General features: G+C 55.9%; 20 protein-coding genes. 9 read left to right on the top strand and 11 right to left on the bottom strand.

Annotated elements, in window-relative coordinates; all coding sequences use genetic code 11:
• The first annotated feature begins 8 nt into the window (after nt 1-8).
• The gene (locus ACT3RR_RS19460) at nt 9-1,070 is read left to right on the top strand and encodes an AbrB family transcriptional regulator (RefSeq protein WP_485903946.1); all 1,062 of its coding nucleotides are present in this window, start codon (nt 9-11) and stop codon (nt 1,068-1,070) included.
• On the opposite strand, the gene rarD is transcribed toward ACT3RR_RS19460, so the two are convergent.
• Nucleotides 1,059-1,946 (bottom strand): EamA family transporter RarD, encoded by an 888-nt coding sequence (gene rarD, locus ACT3RR_RS19455; protein WP_496200946.1) that lies wholly within the window; start codon nt 1,944-1,946, stop codon nt 1,059-1,061. The genes ACT3RR_RS19460 and rarD overlap by 12 nt on opposite strands.
• A gap of 81 nt (nt 1,947-2,027) precedes the next feature.
• Nucleotides 2,028-2,507 carry a thioesterase family protein gene (locus ACT3RR_RS19450; protein WP_496200945.1) on the bottom strand — a complete coding sequence of 160 codons (480 nt, stop codon included), beginning with the start codon at nt 2,505-2,507 and terminating at the stop codon, nt 2,028-2,030.
• Nucleotides 2,508-2,755: 248 nt separating this feature from the next.
• Here ACT3RR_RS19450 and pldA point away from each other — a divergent pair, with 248 nt between their 5' ends.
• From pldA to rhtC, 3 genes are all read left to right on the top strand, one after another.
• Nucleotides 2,756-3,634 (top strand): phospholipase A, encoded by an 879-nt coding sequence (gene pldA, locus ACT3RR_RS19445; RefSeq protein WP_034794811.1) that lies wholly within the window; start codon nt 2,756-2,758, stop codon nt 3,632-3,634.
• A gap of 123 nt (nt 3,635-3,757) precedes the next feature.
• Nucleotides 3,758-5,590, top strand: a complete 1,833-nt coding sequence (gene recQ / locus ACT3RR_RS19440; protein WP_353504387.1) for an ATP-dependent DNA helicase RecQ — start codon at nt 3,758-3,760, stop codon at nt 5,588-5,590.
• Between the two features lie 40 nt (nt 5,591-5,630).
• Entirely contained in the window at nt 5,631-6,260 is a 630-nt protein-coding gene (gene rhtC, locus ACT3RR_RS19435) for a threonine export protein RhtC (RefSeq protein ID WP_034794816.1), read from the top strand.
• Nucleotides 6,261-6,323: 63 nt separating this feature from the next.
• Here rhtC and rhtB read toward each other — a convergent pair whose 3' ends face one another.
• The gene (rhtB, locus tag ACT3RR_RS19430; protein WP_034794819.1) at nt 6,324-6,944 is read right to left on the bottom strand and encodes a homoserine/homoserine lactone efflux protein; all 621 of its coding nucleotides are present in this window, start codon (nt 6,942-6,944) and stop codon (nt 6,324-6,326) included.
• A gap of 105 nt (nt 6,945-7,049) precedes the next feature.
• Here rhtB and pldB point away from each other — a divergent pair, with 105 nt between their 5' ends.
• Entirely contained in the window at nt 7,050-8,039 is a 990-nt protein-coding gene (gene pldB, locus ACT3RR_RS19425; protein WP_353504388.1) for a lysophospholipase L2, read from the top strand.
• A gap of 51 nt (nt 8,040-8,090) precedes the next feature.
• Nucleotides 8,091-8,900: a sugar/pyridoxal phosphate phosphatase YigL gene (yigL, locus tag ACT3RR_RS19420; protein ID WP_034794824.1), complete on the top strand. Its 810-nt coding sequence runs from the start codon at nt 8,091-8,093 to the stop codon at nt 8,898-8,900.
• A gap of 68 nt (nt 8,901-8,968) precedes the next feature.
• On the opposite strand, the gene glpQ is transcribed toward yigL, so the two are convergent.
• The 4 genes from glpQ to ACT3RR_RS19400 all read right to left on the bottom strand — a co-directional run bounded on the left by glpQ (nt 8,969) and on the right by ACT3RR_RS19400 (nt 13,270).
• The gene (gene glpQ, locus ACT3RR_RS19415) at nt 8,969-10,051 is read right to left on the bottom strand and encodes a glycerophosphodiester phosphodiesterase (RefSeq protein ID WP_496200944.1); all 1,083 of its coding nucleotides are present in this window, start codon (nt 10,049-10,051) and stop codon (nt 8,969-8,971) included.
• A 3-nt stretch (nt 10,052-10,054) separates the two neighbouring features.
• Nucleotides 10,055-11,407, bottom strand: a complete 1,353-nt coding sequence (glpT, locus tag ACT3RR_RS19410) for a glycerol-3-phosphate transporter (RefSeq protein WP_353504389.1) — start codon at nt 11,405-11,407, stop codon at nt 10,055-10,057.
• Nucleotides 11,408-11,802: 395 nt separating this feature from the next.
• Entirely contained in the window at nt 11,803-12,366 is a 564-nt protein-coding gene (locus ACT3RR_RS19405; protein ID WP_496200943.1) for a DcrB family lipoprotein, read from the bottom strand.
• A gap of 232 nt (nt 12,367-12,598) precedes the next feature.
• Nucleotides 12,599-13,270 carry a 7-cyano-7-deazaguanine/7-aminomethyl-7-deazaguanine transporter gene (locus tag ACT3RR_RS19400; protein WP_485903903.1) on the bottom strand — a complete coding sequence of 224 codons (672 nt, stop codon included), beginning with the start codon at nt 13,268-13,270 and terminating at the stop codon, nt 12,599-12,601.
• A 314-nt stretch (nt 13,271-13,584) separates the two neighbouring features.
• On the opposite strand from ACT3RR_RS19400, the gene tusA reads away from it, so the two are divergent.
• Nucleotides 13,585-13,842: a sulfurtransferase TusA gene (tusA, locus tag ACT3RR_RS19395; RefSeq protein WP_100935231.1), complete on the top strand. Its 258-nt coding sequence runs from the start codon at nt 13,585-13,587 to the stop codon at nt 13,840-13,842.
• A gap of 4 nt (nt 13,843-13,846) precedes the next feature.
• On the opposite strand, the gene ACT3RR_RS19390 is transcribed toward tusA, so the two are convergent.
• Both ACT3RR_RS19390 and ACT3RR_RS19385 read right to left on the bottom strand, forming a co-directional pair.
• Complete coding sequence (locus tag ACT3RR_RS19390) at nt 13,847-16,216, bottom strand: zinc/cadmium/mercury/lead-transporting ATPase (RefSeq protein WP_496200942.1); 2,370 nt, start codon at nt 16,214-16,216, stop codon at nt 13,847-13,849.
• A 133-nt stretch (nt 16,217-16,349) separates the two neighbouring features.
• The gene (locus ACT3RR_RS19385; protein WP_496200941.1) at nt 16,350-16,976 is read right to left on the bottom strand and encodes a lysoplasmalogenase; all 627 of its coding nucleotides are present in this window, start codon (nt 16,974-16,976) and stop codon (nt 16,350-16,352) included.
• Between the two features lie 194 nt (nt 16,977-17,170).
• Between ACT3RR_RS19385 and ACT3RR_RS19380 the strand changes: the two genes are divergently transcribed.
• Complete coding sequence (locus ACT3RR_RS19380) at nt 17,171-17,554, top strand: DUF2500 domain-containing protein (RefSeq protein WP_496200940.1); 384 nt, start codon at nt 17,171-17,173, stop codon at nt 17,552-17,554.
• Here ACT3RR_RS19380 and ACT3RR_RS19375 read toward each other — a convergent pair whose 3' ends face one another.
• Nucleotides 17,555-17,833, bottom strand: a complete 279-nt coding sequence (locus ACT3RR_RS19375) for a DUF1145 family protein (RefSeq protein WP_486033858.1) — start codon at nt 17,831-17,833, stop codon at nt 17,555-17,557.
• A 1-nt stretch (nt 17,834) separates the two neighbouring features.
• The gene (rsmD, locus tag ACT3RR_RS19370) at nt 17,835-18,452 is read right to left on the bottom strand and encodes a 16S rRNA (guanine(966)-N(2))-methyltransferase (protein ID WP_496200939.1); all 618 of its coding nucleotides are present in this window, start codon (nt 18,450-18,452) and stop codon (nt 17,835-17,837) included.
• 225 nt (nt 18,453-18,677) lie between these two features.
• Here rsmD and ftsY point away from each other — a divergent pair, with 225 nt between their 5' ends.
• A complete protein-coding gene (gene ftsY / locus ACT3RR_RS19365; RefSeq protein ID WP_496200938.1) occupies nt 18,678-20,231 on the top strand; it encodes a signal recognition particle-docking protein FtsY in 1,554 nt (517 codons plus the stop codon).
• Nucleotide 20,232: the final 1 nt, after the last annotated feature.

The following is a 20,232-nucleotide window of genomic DNA, read 5'->3' as shown; positions in this document are numbered from 1 at the left end:
CCATGTTGATGGAAAAGATTGCTCCCTGGGGCCAGTGGACGCTGCTGGTGATCTCCTCGCTGATCCTCGGCTTTATTTTTCAGGCTTTCCACGTGCCTGCCGCCTTGCTGCTCGGCCCGATGATTATCGGCGTTCTGATGGGTTTGCTGGGAGCCACGGTGCGAATTGCGCCGATCTTCTTCAAAATCGCACAGGGCATTCTGGGCTGTATGATCGCCCAAAGCCTCTCTCCCTCGATTATTCCTCCCTTGCTCAATGACTGGCCGATGGTGCTGCTGGTGCTGATCGCCACGCTGATGGCCAGTGGGCTGTCGGGCTGGCTGCTGGTGAAATTCAGTAATTTGCCGGGGCCGACGGGTGCCTGGGGCTCATCGCCGGGCGGGGCCAGCGCGATGGTTGCCATGGCGGGAGATTTCGGCGCAGACGTGCGTTTAGTGGCTTTCATGCAATATCTGCGCGTGCTGTTTGTCGCCACGGCCGCCGCCTTTGTGGCGCGCATGAGCCTCGGAGACAGCGCCTCGGCCGCCGCCGCAGTGGTCTGGTTTCCGCCGATTGACTGGCGCTTTGGCGTAACGCTGCTGCTGGCGCTGGCGGGCGTCTGGCTGGGGCCGCGCTTGCGCATTCCCTCCGGCGCGCTGCTGCTGCCAGCCTTCGTCGGCGCGGTGTTGCACTCAACCGGCACCATGACGCTGCAAGTGCCTGAATGGCTACTGGCGATTGCCTACACGCTGATTGGCTGGAGCGTCGGTTTGCGCTTCACCCGTCCGATTTTCAAACTGGCGTTACGCACGCTGCCGCAGATGATTGCTTCAATCATTGGCTTGATGGTGCTCTGTGGCGCGATGGCGTGGCTGCTGACCAAAGTGCTGCACGTGGATATGCTGACGGCCTATCTGGCAACCAGCCCCGGCGGGCTGGACACCGTGGCGATTATCGCGGCGGGGAGTAACGTTAATTTGGGCTTCGTGATGGCCATGCAGACCTTGCGCCTGCTGACCATCATTGTCACTGGCCCGGCGATGGCGAGGTTTATCTCGCGCAGCGCCAAGCCTGCTTCCTCAGCGCCTTAACCGACGCTGGGTGTAGAGGGCGTCGGCGATGAAGCATGCCAGCCCGGCCCAGATAAAGCCGAAGGTGATCATCATGGACGCCGTGACCTGCTCGCCGTAGAAAATCGCCAGCAGGAACATCAAGGTCGGAGCAAGGTATTGGAAGAAGCCCAGCGTGGAGAGCTTCAGGCGCGTGGTGGCCGCGGTGAAGAACAGCAGCGGGATAGTGGTAATGATGCCCGCCGAGATAAGCATCAGGTTCAGCGACCACGCGTTGGCCGTCAGGTGGCTGGTGGCGCTGTCCGCCAGCAGGAACAGGTAAATAGCCGCCACCGGCAGCAGCCAAAGCGTTTCAATCAACATGCCGGTTTGCGCGTCCACCCCCATCTTCTTGCGCAGCAGGCCGTAGAAGGCGAAGGTCATCGACAGCGCCAGACCAATCACCGGCACCGAGCCAAACACCCACACCTGAATCAGCACCCCAATCAGGGCCAGCAGCACCGCCACCCACTGCATTCTTCGGAATCGCTCTCGCAAAAACAGCATGCCGAGCACCACATTCACCAATGGGTTGATAAAATAGCCGAGACTCGCTTCCAGCAGGTGATTGTTATTGATGGCCCAGATATAAATCAGCCAGTTACTGCCGATTAATAGCGCAGTCGCCAGCAGGAGCATCAGGGTTTTGGGCTTTTTCGCCACGCGGCGGACGTCGCCCCAGCTGCGGCTCAGAGAGAGCAGGGCCAGCATAAAGAAGAACGACCAGATAACCCGGTGAGTCAGGATCTCCGGCGGCGGAACTTGATGGATTAACTTGAAGTAGACTGGGGCGATCCCCCAGATGAAATAAGCGACGAAGGCGAAAATAATGCCCTGTCGGGTGCGCTGTGCGTCCATGTTCATGCTCGAAACGAAAGTGAGGCGACAAGTCTAACTGAATCTTGCCGCCGCGGGTTTAGGATATGTTCAGGCTGTGATTTAGCCGACCAGATAGGTGGCGTTGGCGGTGGCGATGTGAACGCCGCTGTCGCTGTGCAAATCCACGCGTGCGACCGAGACTTTATTGCCCGCGCGAATCAGCTTGGCGCTGGCAGTAAAAACCTCGCCACGCCCCGGACGCAGGTAGTCGACGCGCAGATCAATGGTGCCCATCTTGGACAGGCGCTGGCGCATTTCGTCTTCCAACAGCGGGTGGTCTGGCTTATCGCGGCGAATGAGTGAGCTGGTCACGCACACTAGCCCGGCGGCCACGTCCAGCACAGCGGCAATCACGCCCCCGTGGAGGATCTTCTGCGCGGCGTTGCCGACCAGCCGCGTCTGATGGGTGAAGGTCAGCTCGGCGCTGTCCCCGTCAAGATATTTGAGTTCAAGGCCCAGCTCGCGGTTAAACGGCATATCGTAAACGAAAATTTCGCCAATGAGCTGGCGAGCAGCCTCGTGGCTAAGAGATGCGGACATGACAATTTCCTGAAGGGTGTCGCGGTGAATACCGGTTTGAATGTTAATAGATTGTAGATTTTAGGCCTTGGTATCATTGATTTCCATACGGTAAGTGCTAAATCTAATCAATCCTCAGCCATTGTAAGTTTTTGTGTAGAATAGCTTCGCCTTCTGGGGCCAGGATAGGAAGCCGCCAGCGGGCAGGCAAGAGATAACTCTATAAAATCAAAGCCGTTTACCGGCACCTACTTTTGAGTGGAGACATAATGCGTAAAAATTGGGCTGTTGGGGCAACCTTGATGGTAATGCCTGCGTTGGGCTATGCGGCAGAAGCGACAATTCAGGAAGTGCACGATAAACCTAGCGTTCGTGGCAGCGTTATCGCCAACTTACTGCAAGAGCACGATAACCCTTTTACGCTTTATCCTTACGACACCAACTATTTAGTTTACACCGACACCAGCAGCATCAATAAAGACGCCATTAAGTCTTATGACTGGGCAGACAATGCTCGCCATGATGAAGTTGAGTTCCAACTTAGCCTCGGTTTCCCGATTTGGCGCGGCATTGCCGGTGATAACTCCCTGCTCGGCGCGTCTTACACGCAAAAATCGTTCTGGCAGCTTTCTAACCGTGCGGAATCTTCCCCTTTCCGTGAAACCAACTATGAGCCGCAAATTTTTATCGCCTGGGCGACAGATTATCAGTTTATGGGCTGGACCCTGCGCGAAGCCGAGTATGGTGTAAATCATGACTCCAACGGCCGCTCAGACCCGACCTCGCGCAGCTGGAACCGCGTGTATGCGCGCTGGATGGCACAAAATGGTAACTGGCAGTTAGATCTCAAGCCTTGGTATCGCATTCCCGAAAGCGACAAAAACGATGACAACCCGGACATCACCAAATACATGGGTTACTACCGTCTGAAAGTGGGCTACGCGCTGGGCGAGAGCGTCATTAGCGTTGAGAGTCGTTACAACTGGAACACCGGCTACGGCGGCGCTGACGTGGGCGTAAGCTACCCGATCACCAAGCACATGCGCTTCTATACCAAAGTCTTCAGCGGCTACGGCGAGTCATTGATTGATTACAACTACAAGCAGACTCGCGTCGGTGTTGGTATTATGCTGAACGACATTATGTAATTTACCCGTCATACTTCAAGCTACAGGTTGCCCTAAGGCGACTCGCAGGATTTAGGGTAATGATAAGTGTACATTCTCGGTGTCTCTTTAGGCGCCGGGCGGTTTGAACAGTTGGGGAATTGAGTGTCTACGGCGGCAGTGATAAACAAAGAAGAGCTGGCACAGCAGGTATTACGCGATACCTTCGGTTATCAGCAATTCCGACCGGGTCAGCAGACCATCATCAATGCGGCTATCTCCGGACGAGACTGTCTGGTGGTGATGCCCACGGGTGGCGGTAAGTCACTGTGCTATCAAATTCCCGCGCTGGTGATGGACGGCCTGACGCTGGTGGTCTCTCCCCTCATCTCGCTGATGAAGGATCAGGTCGACCAACTGATGGCCGCCGGGGTTGAAGCCGGTTGCCTCAACTCGACGCAAACCCGCGAACAGCAGATGGACGTGATGGCCGGCTGCCGCACTGGCCGCATCAAAATGCTCTATATCGCCCCTGAGCGCCTGATGATGGGCGACTTTATGGAGCAGCTACAGCAGTGGAATCCGGCGATGCTCGCCGTGGACGAAGCGCACTGTATCTCCCAATGGGGCCACGATTTCCGCCCGGAATACCGCGCGCTGGGCCAGCTTAAGCTGCGTTATCCGCAGCTGCCGGTGATTGCGCTGACCGCCACCGCCGACGAAGCCACCCGCAGCGACATCGCTCGCCTGCTGGAACTCAACGACCCGCTGATTCAAGTTAGCAGCTTCGACCGCCCTAACATTCGCTATACCTTGGTGGAGAAGTTCAAGCCGCTGGACCAGCTGCTGCGCTTCGTGCAAGACCAGCGCGGCAAAAGTGGCATTATCTACTGCAACAGCCGGGCGAAAGTCGAAGACACCGCCGCACGTCTGCAAAGCCGTGGCTTGAGCGTCGGGGCCTATCACGCCGGTTTGGACAATGAAACCCGTGGCAATGTGCAGGAAGCCTTCCAGCGCGATGACTTGCAAATCGTGGTGGCGACCGTGGCGTTCGGCATGGGGATTAACAAACCCAACGTGCGTTTCGTGGTCCATTTCGACATTCCGCGCAATATCGAATCCTATTATCAAGAAACCGGCCGTGCTGGGCGTGATGGCCTGCCCGCAGAAGCCGTTTTACTGTATGACCCGGCCGACATGGCCTGGCTGCGTCGCTGTCTGGATGAAAAGCCAGCCGGGCCGCAGCAGGACGTCGAGCGCCACAAGCTCAATGCGATGAATGCCTTTGCCGAAGCTCAGACCTGTCGGCGCCTGGTGCTGCTCAACTACTTTGGCGAAGGCAAGCAGAACGCCTGCGGCAACTGCGATGTCTGCCTTGATCCGCCAAAACGCTATGACGGCTTGCTGGACGCGCAAAAGGCGCTCTCAGTGGTGGCGCGCGTCGGCCAACGCTTTGGCTTGGGCTATGTGGTTGAAGTGCTGCGCGGCGCAAATAACCAACGAATTCGCGAGTATGGGCACGACAAGCTGACGGTTTACGGCATCGGCAAAGAACAGAGCAACGAGCACTGGACCAGCGTGGTGCGCCAACTGATTCATCTCGGCATGATCATGCAGAACATCGCCATGCACTCTGCTTTGCAACTCACTGAGGCTGCGCGCCCGGTGCTGCGTGGTGAAGTGGCTCTGCAACTGGCGGTGCCGCGAATTCAGACGCTGAAAATCAAAAGCAGCAACAGCCAGAAAACCTATGGCGGAAATTACGACCGCAAGCTTTTCGCCAAATTGCGCAAGCTGCGTAAAACCCTGGCCGATGAAAATAACGTGCCGCCTTACGTGGTCTTCAATGACACCACCCTGCTGGAGATGGCCGAGCAGTTACCGGTCAGCCCAAGCGACCTGCTGGATATCACCGGCGTCGGCCAGCGCAAGCTCGAGAAGTTTGGCCGACCCTTTATGGCGATGATTCGCGATCACATTGATAATGGCGACGAGTGATCGGGGTTCTTTCTTTATTTTTCCACACTGAGTACGAGCTATGTTAATTCTTTTTTTGACCGTGGCGATGGTGCATCTGATTGCGTTGATGAGCCCAGGCCCTGACTTTTTCTTCGTTTCCCAAACTGCCGCCAGCCGTTCTCGCAAAGAGGCGATGATGGGCGTGGTGGGGATTTCACTCGGCATCGTGGTGTGGGCCGGTGTTGCCTTGATGGGTCTGCATCTGATCTTGCAGAAAATGGCGTGGCTGCATGACGTCATCACCATCGGCGGCGGCATTTACCTGTGCTGGATGGGGTGGCAGTTGCTGAAATCTGCCCGCGCTAAGAAGCAGGCTGGCGTGGAAGCCGAGGCAGAAAAACCGGTGCAGCTTCCCGCGCGTGGCCGCACCTTTATGCGCGGTTTCCTGACCAATCTGTCTAACCCGAAAGCCGTGATTTACTTCGGCAGCGTGTTCTCGCTGTTTGTGGGTGATGACGTGGGAAGTGGCGAGCGCTGGGGGCTGTTTATCCTGATCATCGCCGAGACCTTTGCTTGGTTCTCCGTGGTGGCGATGGTGTTTGCAATGCCTGTGATGCGCCGTGGTTATCAGCGTTTAGCGAAGTGGATTGATGGCGTGGCGGGCGTGCTGTTCACCGGTTTCGGCATCCACCTGATTATTTCTCGTTAAGACTTCATCTTGCCTGCGCGCAGCCAACTGACTGCGCGCATTTTGCCTAATGCTTTGTGCTAACTAGGCTTTTCTTGCACTCGCCAACAACACCGCGACTAAGATAAACAGCGAACCGAAGATACGGTTAAGCAATTTCATCTGTTTGGCGGACTTAATCCAGCCCGAGATATGGGTAGCGAGCATGGCGTAGCCGCTCATGACGATGATATCCACCACAATGGTCGTCACGCCCAGCACCATGTACTGACCCGCCTGTGGCGCTTCTGGCAGGATGAACTGTGGGAAGAGTGCGGCAAGAAACACGATGCTTTTCGGGTTGGTCAGATTCACAAATACAGCCCGTTTGAATAGCCGATTCGGCGACAGCGTTTTCGCCATGGCATTGAGGTCTACCGCGCCCGCCGCTCGCCATTGGCCGATACCCAGCCAGATCAGATAAGCCGCGCCGAACCACTTCAGCACTTCAAATGCCATGACCGACTGCGAAACCAGCGTGCCCAAGCCGACGCCAACCACCACAATATGGCAGGCCAAGCCGATTTGCTGGCCGGCAATCGAGAACACCGACCCACGATAGCCGTGACTAATACCGGTGCTCATGGTGTTTATCGCACCCGCGCCGGGGGAAAGACTGAGAATGATTGTGGTAAGAAGATAGGTTAACCACCAGTGCAACGTCATCGAGCGACTCCCTGAACAAACCATTGTATGGCACAATACGCTATTGTCTAAAAACGGACAATTAACTTAATTCACCTTCCTGTAACGGGGTTCTGGAACCATTTCATGGCATCGAATTTTGCAAAGTGGTTAACGCGAGAGAAGGAATTTTCTGCCTTTGCTACGGGTCCGTTGCTTGATTTCTGGCGCGAGCGCCAAGAAGGTGAATTTGCCGGCGTGGACGACGTGCCTATCCGCTATGTTCGCTTTAGCGCCATCGGTAATGACAACATCATTTTGGTGTCACCCGGCCGTATTGAAAGTTACGTAAAGTACCCCGAGCTGGCCTATGACCTGTTCCAGTGCGGCTTCGATGTGATTATTGTCGATCACCGTGGGCAGGGGCGCTCCGGGCGAATGCTGGATGACCGGCATCGCGGGCACGTGCAGCATTTCGATGATTATATTGAAGATTTTCACCAGCTTTACCAGCGTGAAATTGCTCCGCGCCACTACAGTAAAAAGTACATTTTGGCCCATTCGATGGGGGGCGCGATTGCCGCGCTGTTCCTCGCCAAGTATCCGCAAACCTTTGACGCCGCCGCGCTCTGTGCGCCGATGACCGGGATTTATCTGCCCATTCCGGGCTGGATATCGCGCCGCATTCTCCACTGGGCCGAGCGCCGACCGCTGCGCCGTGACGGCTATGCGATGGGCACAGGCCACTGGCGGCCGCTGCCGTTTGTGGTGAATCGCTTAACCCACAGCCGCGAACGCTATCGCCGTAATCTGCGTTTTTACGCCGACTACCCCGAGCTACAGGTGGGCGGGCCAACTTATCACTGGGTGAAGGAAGGTATCGAGGCGGGAATGCATATTCTGCAACAAGCCGAAAATATCACCACACCCCTGCTATTATTACAGGCAAGCGAAGACCGGGTTGTGGATAACCGGTCGCATCTTGCTTTTTGTCAGGCAATGGCCGTGGCGGGGCACCCCTGTGAAGGGGATGGACCCTTGGTCATTGAAGGCGCGCGCCACGAGATCCTGTTTGAACGGGACGACCTGCGGGCAAAGGCGCTCGATGCCATTATGCGCTTTTATGCGCGGCATTAACTCGCGGCGGACTGCCGCGCACAACTCCATCTGAGGTTAGAATTTACCGTTATGTATCATGTTGTTGCTTCCGATTTAGATGGCACACTGCTGTCACCCGACCACACTCTAAGCCCGTATGCCAAAGAGACGCTGAAGATGTTGACCCAGCGCGGCGTGCACTTCGTTTTTGCCACTGGCCGTCACCATATCGACGTGGCGCAAATTCGCGACAACCTTGAGATCAGCGCCTACATGATCACCTCCAACGGCGCGCGGGTGCACAATACCGAGGGCGAGCTGATCTTCTCGCACAATCTGGACGAAGACATCGCCGGGGACCTGTTCGGCATCGTTCATGACAATCCAAATATCCTGACTAACGTGTATCGCAACGACGAGTGGTTTATGAACCACGATCGCGACGATCAGGACCAGTTCTTCCGCGAGTCGGTCTTCAAATACAAGCTCTATCAGCCTGGCCTGCTGGAAACTGACGGCATCTGCAAAGTCTATTTCACCTGCGACAGTCACGAAGAGTTGCTGCCGTTGGAAGAGGCGATCAATGCTCGCTGGGGCGACCGCGTGAACGTCAGCTTCTCGCTGCCGACCTGTCTGGAAGTGATGGCGGGAGGCGTCTCTAAGGGCCACGCGCTGGAGCAGGTTTCTAAGCTGATGGGGTATTCGCTGCAAGACTGTATCGCCTTTGGCGATGGCTTGAATGACTTGGAAATGCTGACCATGTCCGGCAAAGGCTGCCTGATGAGTGGTTCACTGCCGCGCCTGAAAGCCGCAATGCCGGATGCTGAAATCATTGGCTCCAACGCCGATGACGCCGTGCCGCACTATCTGCGCAAAATGTATCTGTCCGAACCAGCGTAAATTCGGCTCTACGAAAGCAAAAAAAAAAGCGGGCAAGGTGAAAACCTTGCCAGCTTTTTAATGGCGTTTTACTGCTGTGGCTGAGTCTGCTGGTGTTCTAAATAACTCACCGCTTTGTCCGGGAAGTCAGTGAACAGGCCGTCTACATGGGCTTGCTGATAAAGGATCTTATACAGCGAGTCGACGTTTTTGGCGTACTTCGGCAGGTCGTCGGCGCGAACGGTAAACGGATGCACCACCATGTTGCTGGCGTGCGCTTCCGCCGTCATTGGCGTCAGCTTCACGTTGTCCGGCGTGGAGTCGGTTTCCACCAGCATGTGGTAGTCAGGCCCGATACCGTCGGCGTACTCGGCAATCTTCTTCATGGCGCCCGGCTTGAACATCCAATCGTAGTTGTAGTTCACCCACTTGCCGTCTTTCTGCTCCTGCGTCTCATCCCACTTGGTGTAGGCGATCAGCTGAACCAGCTTCAGGTCCATCCCCATTTTCGGCTCAAGCTCATTTTTAATGCGTTTCAGCTCGTTCGGGTCGAAGCATTGCAGATAGACATTGCTGCTTTTGCTGGTGTAGCCGTACTGTTTGAGCACTTCCAGCACCTTGGCGGAGATGTCCTTGCCTTCCTGACGGTGGAACCACGGCGCTTTGATCTCGGTGTAAATCCCGACGTTTTTGCCGGTTGAATGGTTCAGACCCTGAACGAATTCAATCTCTTCCTGGAAGGTGTGGACGCGGAAATCAGACTTGCCCATCGGGAAACGCCCCGGATAGGTTTGCACCTGCTTACCGTCTTTAATATCAAAGCCTTCGGTGAATTTCAGCGATTTGATTTCCGCCAGCGTGAAGTCGATGGCGTAGTAGCGGCCATCTTTACGCGCCCGGTTCGGGAAGCGCTGGGCGACATCAGTGACGCGATCCAAATAGTGGTCATGTAAGACGACCAGCTGGTCGTCTTTGGTCATCACCAAATCCTGCTCAAGGAAGTTAGCGCCCTGTGCGTAAGCCATGGCTTTCGCTGGCAGGGTATGTTCCGGCAGATAGCCGCTGGCACCGCGATGCGCGATAACAATCGGCTCGGCTGCGCTGGCGTAACAAGACGTGGCAATCAAACTCGCCAACAGGGTGCCTTTTACTATCTTACTTAAACGGTTCATCCGTTATGCTCCTTTTGCTAGGTTTGCTTTGTGTTTGTTCTCGCTCAACATAGTCATAATCAACAGGATAACCGCCAGCACGCAGCCGCCAATCATCACGATAAAGCCGCCATCCCAGCCGAAGTAGTCAACGGTATAGCCAACGATGGCACTCGCCGCCACCGAACCCCCCAGATAACCAAACAGGCCGGTGAAGCCCGCCGCGGTACCCGCTGCTTTCTTCGGTGCCAGTTCCAGCGCGTGCAGGCCAATCAGCATTACCGGGCCGTAAATCAGGAAGCCGATGGTGATCATACAGACCATGTCGATGCCCGGATTGCCCACCGGGTTCAGCCAGTACACCACGGTGGCGATCGTCACCAGCACCATGAAGAACACGCCGGTCGCGCCACGGTTGCCTTTAAACACTTTGTCCGACATCCAGCCGCACAGTAGGGTGCCCGGAATCCCAGCATATTCGTAGAGGAAGTAAGCCCAGGAGGACTTATCCAGCGCGAAGTGCTTCACTTCCTTCAGATAGGTTGGTGACCAGTCGAGGATGCCGTAGCGCAGCAGGTAAACGAACACGTTGGCGAGGGCGATATACCACAGCAGCTTGTTCGGCAAAATGTACTGCATGAAGATCTGCTTGGTGGTCAGCTCCTCCTCGGACTTCTCTTTGTCGTAGTCCGGCGGGTAGTCGTTTTTGTACTCTTCAATTGGCGGCAGGCCGCAGGATTGCGGGGTGTCTCGCATGGTGATGAAGGCGAACACCGCCAGCGCGATAGCCGCGAAAGCTGGCATATACAGCGCGGCTTTCCAGTCGTTAAACCACGCCATACCCAGCAGGAACAGCAGCGGAGGGATACCGCCACCGACGTTATGCGCGCAGTTCCACACCGACACAATCTGCCCGCGCTCTTTCTGCGACCACCAGTGAACCATGGTGCGCCCGCACGGCGGCCAGCCCATGCCCTGGAACCATCCGCAAAGGAACAGCAGGACAAACATAATGGCGATGCTGGAGGTCGCCCACGGCACGAAGCCCATGAACAGCATCACCGCCGCCGCCAGTATCAGGCCCGCTGGCAGGAAAACGCGCGGGTTGGAACGGTCAGAAACCGAACCCATGAGGAATTTCGAAATACCGTAGGCGATGGAGATGCCGGACAGGGCAAAGCCGAGGTCGCCACGGCTGAAACCTTGATCGATCAGGTAAGGCATCGCCAGCGCAAAGTTTTTGCGCACCAGATAGTAGGCGGCGTAGCCGAAGAAAATCCCCATGAAGATCTGCCAACGCAGGCGGCGGTACAGGGGATCAACATGGTCGTCTGCCACGGGAGCCTTATGGGCTGCGGGCTTAAAGATACTGAGCATAAACGCCTCCAATGGCATAGATCAGAGCCACTCTCGTGAGCGACTGGCGATAAAACTGAACCTTTCATGTTCTATAACGAACGCCATGCTAGCGACATGAGCGTATGCGAACTGTGATAGATGACAGAATTGTTACAGTTTTATGAAACAGGAGGCGGATTTTGCGGCATTGATTAACAATTGGAAATACGTAATAGCCCATTTTACCGGACAGAGATCACATTTTTGGTTTTTATGTTGCGCAGAAAATCACCGTGGCGCGGTTTTATTCGTTTTTGCGCGAATAAGTCCATAAAGAGGGTAATGTTTTAGTGTGAGGAGGGGTGACAGGAACTCGGGAGCTGGAAAGTAAAAAGCGGGGCAATAAGCCCCGCTCTGGCAATTCGCAATCTGACTTACTGCACTTTCAGCGTATTGATAATAGCTTCAGCGTCGGTTTGCGCCTGCTGCTGGTTATCGGCTGGCAGAGAGATTTGAATGGTCAGCAGATGGTCGTCTACTTTGCCCAAAATGATGGAAGAGTAGGCTTGCTGACCTGCTGAAGAGATGATGCTGTCGTACTGCTGCAACGTCTGCCCGTTGATCTGAATCGACTTATTGGTCACCACTTGCAGGTTGGTATCACGCGCGCGCTGCTGGTCTTGCAGGCGAGTTGCCAGCACTTCCAGCGACTCAGTGGTGTTGTCGCCAAGGATAACAATCACCGCTTTCTGGCCAGTTTTGTCAGCGTAAACGTGCATATTGTTGGCCTGACTGCCGAGCTTGCCGCTCTGATCACTCATTCCCTGTGGCAAGGCGAAAGTCACTTTGCCGTCGAGCAGGCTTACTGGCACCGTGGTGCTGGCCGCCGCCGCAGGTGCGCCTTTATCGGCCGCCGCTTTGTCACTGGTATTTCCATCACATGCCGCCAGGCCGGCAATCAGCACCGCCATTCCTGCAAATTTCACTAAGTTACGCATAAGGCATCCTTTGATTTTAACGCGCCATAGATTCTTGATTTAACTGCATCTATGGCAACTCATCCAGTAAACAAATGCAAGTCAGATTTATCTTTCGTCCTTGAAGTTGTAGCCGCGTTAGCTGCACTCTTTCATCCGAATCACTGACTTAAGTCAGCTCATCGGAATTCTCTCGTTTGCTGCCTTGCTACAACGTCAATGACTTTAGCTAAAAACCTTGAGTCGCCTGCGATTAGTGTGAACTCAGTGGAAATCGCGTGTCATGGCCGCTCTGCGACAGGCGTTTGAGCAGCATATTGAGCAGCACGCCGTACATCGGCAAGAAGAACACCAGACAGATCAGCACTTTGAAGGCGTAATCCACCATGGCGATCTCCACCCAGTGATCGGCCATAAAAGCATTGCTGCTCTTGTAGAAGGCGATGAAGAAGAACGACAGGGTGTCGCTGATGTTGCCCAAGAACATGGCGGCGGCGGGCGCAATCCACCAGCGGCGCATTTGGCGCAGGCGGTTGAAGACGTGCACGTCGAGGATCTGCCCCAGCACGTAGGCCATAAAGCTGGCGGTGGCGATACGGGCAACCATGATATTGACGCTGCTCAGGGCTTCAAACCCTTGCCACTGTGCTTCAAAGAACAGGGCGGAAATCACATAGGAGATCACCAGCGCGGGCATCATGACCGACAAAATAATGCGACGAGCCAGCGGCGCGCCAAAAATACGCACGGTCAGGTCGGTTGCCAGAAAGATGAACGGAAAAGTGAAAGCACCCCAGGTGGTGTGCAGGCCGAAAGCAGAAACCGGCAGCTGTACCAGATAGTTACTGGAAGTGATGATGGCGATATGGAATAAAGATAGCCATATCAACGCATTAAAGCGCTGTTGCTCAGTGAACGAATACATAGATTGTGGCCTTTTTATACCCTTCACCTGCTCGCTGACGCCTTTGGGCGACAACGCATGATGTCGAGTGTGGTTGATTGGGGTGAGGGAACCCAATGTTTATCGATTTAAGTGCGCGACTCTTTCTGTGAATTCACTCTTAGGGTGAACTAACAATCAAGCGCGCGGCGCGCATGTTAACTGTTTAGACGGGTAATGCAATGGTTAATTTTAGCGCAATCGTTGGCGCAGGTTGCTCCTGAAAATCTGCGGCGTATACTCGTCATCCTTCAAAGCGCGGCGATGTTAGCCGGGCCCACGACGTGAGACAGACCATGAATGATCCCTTTTTGAACCCTGACCACCAGTTAGATGCCTTAGGTTTGCGCTGCCCCGAGCCCGTGATGATGGTGCGTAAAACGGTGCGTGGCATGAAAGATGGCGAAACCCTGCTGGTGATTGCGGATGACCCCGCCACCACCCGCGACATTCCGGGTTTCTGCCGTTTTATGGAACATACGTTGCTAGCGGCCGACACTGAACAGCTGCCGTACCGCTATTTGCTGGCGAAAGGGCTTCTCCAGCCGGAGTAACTGCTTACTGTTTCTTCTTGCGCAGCAGGCGCAACGCGTTGGCGGTGACCAGCGCGGTTGCCCCTGAGTCAGCCAGCACCGCCAGCCACAGCCCGGTTAGCCCCATCAGCGTCGTCACCAGGAAAATCGCCTTCAGGCCCAGAGCAATAGTGATGTTCTGGCGGATATTGGCGCGGGTGGCGCGCGACAGCTTAATCATCTCCGCTAGACCGTTCAGGCGATTGTGGGTCAGTGCGGCATCTGCCGTTTCCAGCGCTACGTCCGTCCCACTGCCCATGGCAATCCCAATCCGCGCCGCCTTCATGGCCGGCGCGTCATTGATACCGTCACCGACCATCGCCGTTGGATGTTTAGCGTTCAGCGCGGTCACGGCCTCGACTTTATCCGCCGGCAGCAGCCCGGCGCGGTAATCAATGCCCAGTCGGTCAGCAATTGTTTTGGCGGCGCGCGGGTTATCGCCGGTCAGCATGACGGCAGAAACCCCCAGCGCTTTCAGCTCGGCCAGCGCGCTCACGGCGTCGTCGCGCAGCTTGTCCTGCATGGCGATCAGGCCGATGGCCTTGCCATCTTGCAGCACAGCAACCACGGTTTTACCGGCAGATTCCCATTCGGCGATTTGGCTCAGGCGCTCCTCAGTGACGTTTTCACTCGCCAGATGCTTCGGCGCTAATACCTGAATCTTCTTGCCGGACACCACCCCTTCGACGCCAGAACCCGCTAAGGCGCGGCGATCTTGCGCATTGAGTGGCAGAGGGTTTTCCCGAGCCGCGCGGTTGATGATGGCCAGCGCCAGAGGGTGATGCGAACCCGCTTCCACCGCCGCCGCCAGGCTCAGCATCTCGTTATCGCTCGCACCATCGAACGTCTGAACGTCGGTGACTTCTGGCTTGCCTTCGGTCAGGGTGCCGGTTTTATCCAGCGCCACGGTTTGAATTACGGCTAACTGCTCCAGCGCCGCGCCGCCTTTAATCAGCGCACCCTGTCGGGTGGCCGCCGCCAGCCCGGAGGTAATGGCCGCGGGAGTGGAGATCACCAGCGCGCACGGGCAACCAATCAATAGCAGCGTCAGGCCGCGATAAATCCAGGTTTCCCAAGGCAGGCCCATCGCCAGCGGCGGGATCAAAATCACCAGCAGCGACATCAGCATGATCGCTGGCGTGTAGTAACGGCTGAAGGTGTCGAGGAAGCGTTCGATGGGCGCGCGGCGCTCGTCGGCTTCTTCAATCAATTGCAGAATCCGGTCAATGGCGCTGGCTCCCGGCGCTGACGCCACGCTCAGCCTTGCAACGCGGTCCACGCACAGGCTACCGGCGGGGATCTTCTCGCCGGGCTGGCGTTCGACCGGGACGGACTCACCGGTCAGGGCGCTTTCATCAAAGCTGGCCGCGCTGTCGAGCAGCAGGGCGTCGGTTGGCAAACGCCCGCCGGCGGCGACTTCAATCACATCGCCGGGGCGCAGGTCGCTCACCGCCACGCTGACAGGTTTGCCTGCGACCACTTTCACCGCGCTATCGGGGATCAGCGCCATCAGCGACTTCACGCCGCTGCGCGCGCGATTTGCGGCGAACCCTTCCAGCCGCTCGCCAATCATAAACAGCAGCAGGACCATCGCGGCTTCCGCCGTCGCGCCGATAAACAGTGCGCCGAGCGCGGCGACGCTCATCAGGGTTTCAATGGTAAATGGCGAACCGGAGCGGGTAGAGCGAATCGCCTGACGCAGCACCGGCCACAGGCCGACCAGCGTGGTAGCGATAAAGGCAATTTCTCCCAGGCGCGGGCTGACTTTGCTCAGCACCCAGCTCACCGCCATCAGGGCGATTAACGCCAGCAGCGGTGCATACTCTTGCAGGAAAGAAGGGGTTTTCTCTGGCGCGGCCTGTGCCGACGCAGACTGCGAATTCAGGGATTGCAGGGTGAAACCGGCACCCGTCACGGCTTGTTGGACCTGCGGGGAGATGTCTGTGGCGGCGTTCACCAGCAGTTTCTCGGTGGAGAACTGCACCTTAACGCTATTCACGCCGGTGATTTTACCCACCGCGGTTTCAATGGTGCGGGCGCAGGCGGGGCAGTCCATGCCGAACACTTTCCAGCTTAATTGCTGGCCAAGCTCGCTGGGATCGCTCTCTTCGTCGGCCGAGCCACCGCCGTCGTCTTCTGTAGAAGTTGGTGAGTGCTCACTAGGTTGTGTCGCACAGCTGTCGGATGCGCAGCAAGCTGACGTCGCGAGCGGCGCTTTATCACTGCAACAGGTAGCCGGATGCGGCTCACTGTGGGTCTTTTCACTGATTTTATTAATGCGCAGCATGGTTGGCTTAGCGCATTTGTCTGACGCGCAGCCGCAGCGGCTGGTGGCGTGTTTTTGTGGCTGTAACATACTGCCTCCTGTCGAAACAGAGTGGGATTGCCGACAGTCTAATCCTTGGAGTCAACTCCAAGGTCAAGGAAAAATAGCACAGGACGTTATGGGATACGTGAAATGGCGGAGCCGGGCGGCTCCGCGCAGAAGATTAGAGGTAGAGCGAGCGAACAATCAGGAAGTGGCCGCCGAAATAGCAGGCTGCCACCAGCGCGTCTGCCGCTTTAAACTTGAAGCGATAGCGGCTCACCAGCCAGAACACGTTGCCAAGTAACAGCAGCAGGGTGCCGCACAGCAGGGAGAAAGCCAGATCGGTACTGCGCGCGAAATACTGCTCACCCGCCAGCCACACCATCAGAAGCGTCATGCCGATGTAAGTGGACACCGCCCAGCGCAGTTCCGCCAGCCGCGACCAGATCACCGCCAGCAGTACCGCGCCAATCACAATCAGCGCCAGCGGCAGCGGCCAGAAAAAGGTCAGCGTCATCTGGCTGGCAAAGCTCAGGGTATAGAGCAGATGCGACAGGAAGAAGGCGCCGATGGCGTAGAGGAATCGCTCCTCCGGCAGCAGCAACAGGCCGTCTGCCACCAGCGTCGCCGCCAGACCCAGTAAAATCAGATAGCCGTAAACATTCAGCTCCGGCGCTTGCCAGGCTAAAAGCAGCAGCAGTAATAAGGTGACGGGTTTGAACAGCCAGCGCTGCCAGCGCGGCCCACGGTAGCTGGCATCCACGTATAACCAGCCAGAGAAAAATACGGCAAGAAATGGCCAACTCATTGTTTATCCTTATTTAAAATAAAACCTAGGCAAACAGCTGCCTGTCAGGAAACCGTCCTGTGTTGATTTCAGTGTAGGAGACTGCGCGCCTCGCCGACAATCAGAATCCACCCTGCATTAGTGCAATTGCCCTGCATTTGCCGCTAAAGTGACGCAACATAACTGTTCCCATCATCAGAGAAGAAACCTGAACCATGAGCAAACCGCCGATGATTTTCCTGCTGGTTTTGGTGGTGATTGCCTTTTTTGCCACCCGCCAATACCTGCACCAGCGCCGCGAAAATGCCGATAACGACGCGGCTCCGCTCAAAGAGATTGCCGTGGAAGTGTCGGCCAAACGGGACTATCTCTCCCCCAATCGACGCTCGCGCCAGCGGGAGGAGATTCCAGTGGAAGACCGCAACTATGAAGCTTACTTTAAGCCCCTGACCGGCGGCAGTGAGATAAAGTTAAAAATCGAAATGAAAGATTACGACGGCTTGGCGAAGGGCCAGAAGGGAGTCTTGCAGGTGAAAGGGACAAGGTTTATCGCTTTCGCGGCAGATGACGACACGCAAAGCGATAACCTGTTGAAATAATTACTTCTTCGGCGGCAGTGGTGGCTGCTTTTTCTGCCACGCCAGCAATTCGAACACGCCAAACAGGAAGATGCGCAGCTGGAGCCAGCCTCCAATCTTGGTCTGCTCTTTACCCTGAGTGGCTTTGAGCAGCATGATTTGCAGGCCGTGCATGAAGAACATGAACACCATGGCGACGTCGAGGAAATACTTCATCGGTTTTGGAAACGGATGAATGATATTCATCAGCAAAAATGCCCAGATGCACAGCATCAACAAGCGACCCACGTTAATTAACATATTACTGCTCCTGTTCAGAATCTTCTTCGCCAGCGTTTGGCGCAATATCTCGATGGTACAAACGGTAAGCCACTTGTCCGGCGACCTTTTCGCGATGCAGACGCCAGCCTGCGGGCACGGGGATTGCGCCGTGTTCGACTTCCGCTTCGACATAAATCCAGGCTTCGTCAGCCAGCCAGCCCTGCTGTTCCAGCAAGGTCAGCGTTTCTAGCAAAATGCCTTTGCGAAAAGGCGGGTCGATAAACACGATATCAAAGGGCGTGCCGTTCTTGGCCAGCCAATTTAACGCGTTGGTGTTCACCACCGTGGCGTTTTTGGCATTGAGCACCGCGAGGTTCTTCTCCAATTGCTGAGCAACCGGGCGTTCGAACTCCAGCAGGGTGGCGCTGCCGGCATAGCGGGAGAGCGCTTCGATACCCAGCGCGCCGCTGCCCGCGAAGCAGTCCAGGCAGCGTGCTCCCTGAATCATCGGCGCCAGCCAGTTAAATAAGGTTTCGCGCACGCGATCGGTGGTCGGACGCAGGCCGGGGCTGTTCGGCACCGGCAATTTTCGTCCGCGCCACTGGCCGCCAATCAGTCGAATTTGACCTGCGGCGGCGGTATTAGGTTTTTTCGCCATATTTCACTTCAATATTACGCCGCCTGTGCAGCGCGCTGGTAAATCAGTTGCCGCTATTCTACTGGTGTGCCGCCGTTGGGGAAACATTTAACATTCCTGATTGAATACTCTCCGTAAATCAATACGCGGGTGTGTAGGGGGCGGGTGGAAAGTGATAGACTGCAAGGCATTATCCTATTAACAATCCGTTCGCCCTGAATTAACGGCGAGGAGTGAAGTTGTAAAATGGCAAAAGATAAAAAACGCGGTTTTTTCTCCTGGTTTGGGCGTGGCCGTCAGGAAGAAGAGCAGCAAAAAACCGAAGCGCAGGAACAAGAAGCTCACATTGAACAGCCAGAGCCGGTTGTTGAATCCCCTTCGTCAGACAGCTTGCCGCAAGAAGAACTTCTGCAAGATGACGCTCACTCTGTAGAAGCCCATCCGCAAGAGACTCAACAAGTCGAAGCTCCCGGGGTTCCGGTCGAGGATCGCCCCGGCGAGTGGGACACCACCACCAGCGCCGAAGCGGCGGTGGAAATCGAACCTATCTATGAGCCCGTGCATGAACTTCCTGCCGAGCCGGTTCTTGATGAAGTGTCCGCAGAAGAGGCCGTTGCCAAAGATTTAGCCGCAGAAGAGTTGGCAGAAGAGATTGTTGCCGTCACCGAGCAGGTTGCCGTCGAGCAGCATGCAGAGCTGGTGGAAGACGAATTCATTGAATCTGCTGAAGAAATCGCCGCTGACCAGCATCAAGACGATATCGACACCATCGACGATGCCGTCGTAGCCAAAGAGCTGGCGGAAGAAGAGCCGCTGCCTGTCGCGCTGGAACCTATCATCACCCTGCCAGCCAGCGAAACTGAGCAAGATCGCCCGACCAAAGAGGGCTTCTTCGCCCGCCTTAAGCGCAGTCTGGTTAAAACTAAGCAAAATCTTGGCTCAGGCTTTATCAGCCTGTTCCGCGGCAAGAAGATCGATGACGATCTGTTCGAGGAGCTGGAAGAGCAGCTGATCGTTGCCGACGTGGGCGTCGAAACCACCCGTAAAATCATCACTTCGCTGACCGAACACGCCAGCCGCAAGCAGTTGAAAGACGCGGACGCGCTGTACGGCAAGCTGAAGGAAGAAATGTCCGAAATTCTGGCCAAAGTCGATCAACCGCTGGATGTCAGTGGCAAAAGCCCGTATGTCATTCTGATGGTTGGCGTAAATGGTGTGGGTAAGACGACCACTATCGGTAAATTGGCGCGCCAGTTTGAAGCCGAGGGCAAATCCGTGATGCTTGCGGCGGGCGATACCTTCCGCGCGGCGGCAGTAGAACAGCTGCAAGTGTGGGGACAGCGCAACAAGATCCCGGTGATTGCCCAGCATACTGGTGCAGATTCCGCCTCGGTAATTTTCGACGCCATTCAGGCCGCCAAGGCCCGTGGCATCGACGTGTTGATCGCCGACACCGCCGGGCGTTTGCAGAATAAATCGCACCTGATGGAAGAGCTGAAGAAGATTGTCCGCGTCATGAAAAAACTGGACGAAGACGCCCCTCATGAGGTTATGCTGACGCTCGATGCCAGCACCGGCCAGAATGCGGTGAGTCAGGCAAAATTATTCAATGAAGCCGTGGGTCTGACCGGTATTACTTTGACTAAACTGGACGGTACCGCCAAAGGTGGGGTTATCTTCGCCATCGCCGACCAGTTTGAAATTCCTATCCGTTACATTGGGGTAGGTGAAGGCATCGAAGATTTACGGCCATTTAAGGCTGACGATTTTATTGAGGCACTTTTTGCCCGAGAGGATTAAT

It is taken from the genome of Ewingella sp. AOP8-B2-18, assembly GCF_052376015.1.
Lineage (GTDB): Bacteria > Pseudomonadota > Gammaproteobacteria > Enterobacterales > Enterobacteriaceae > Ewingella > Ewingella allii.
The sequence above is the reverse complement of the archived record's forward strand: the minus strand, read 5'-3'. Positions and strand labels throughout refer to the sequence as shown.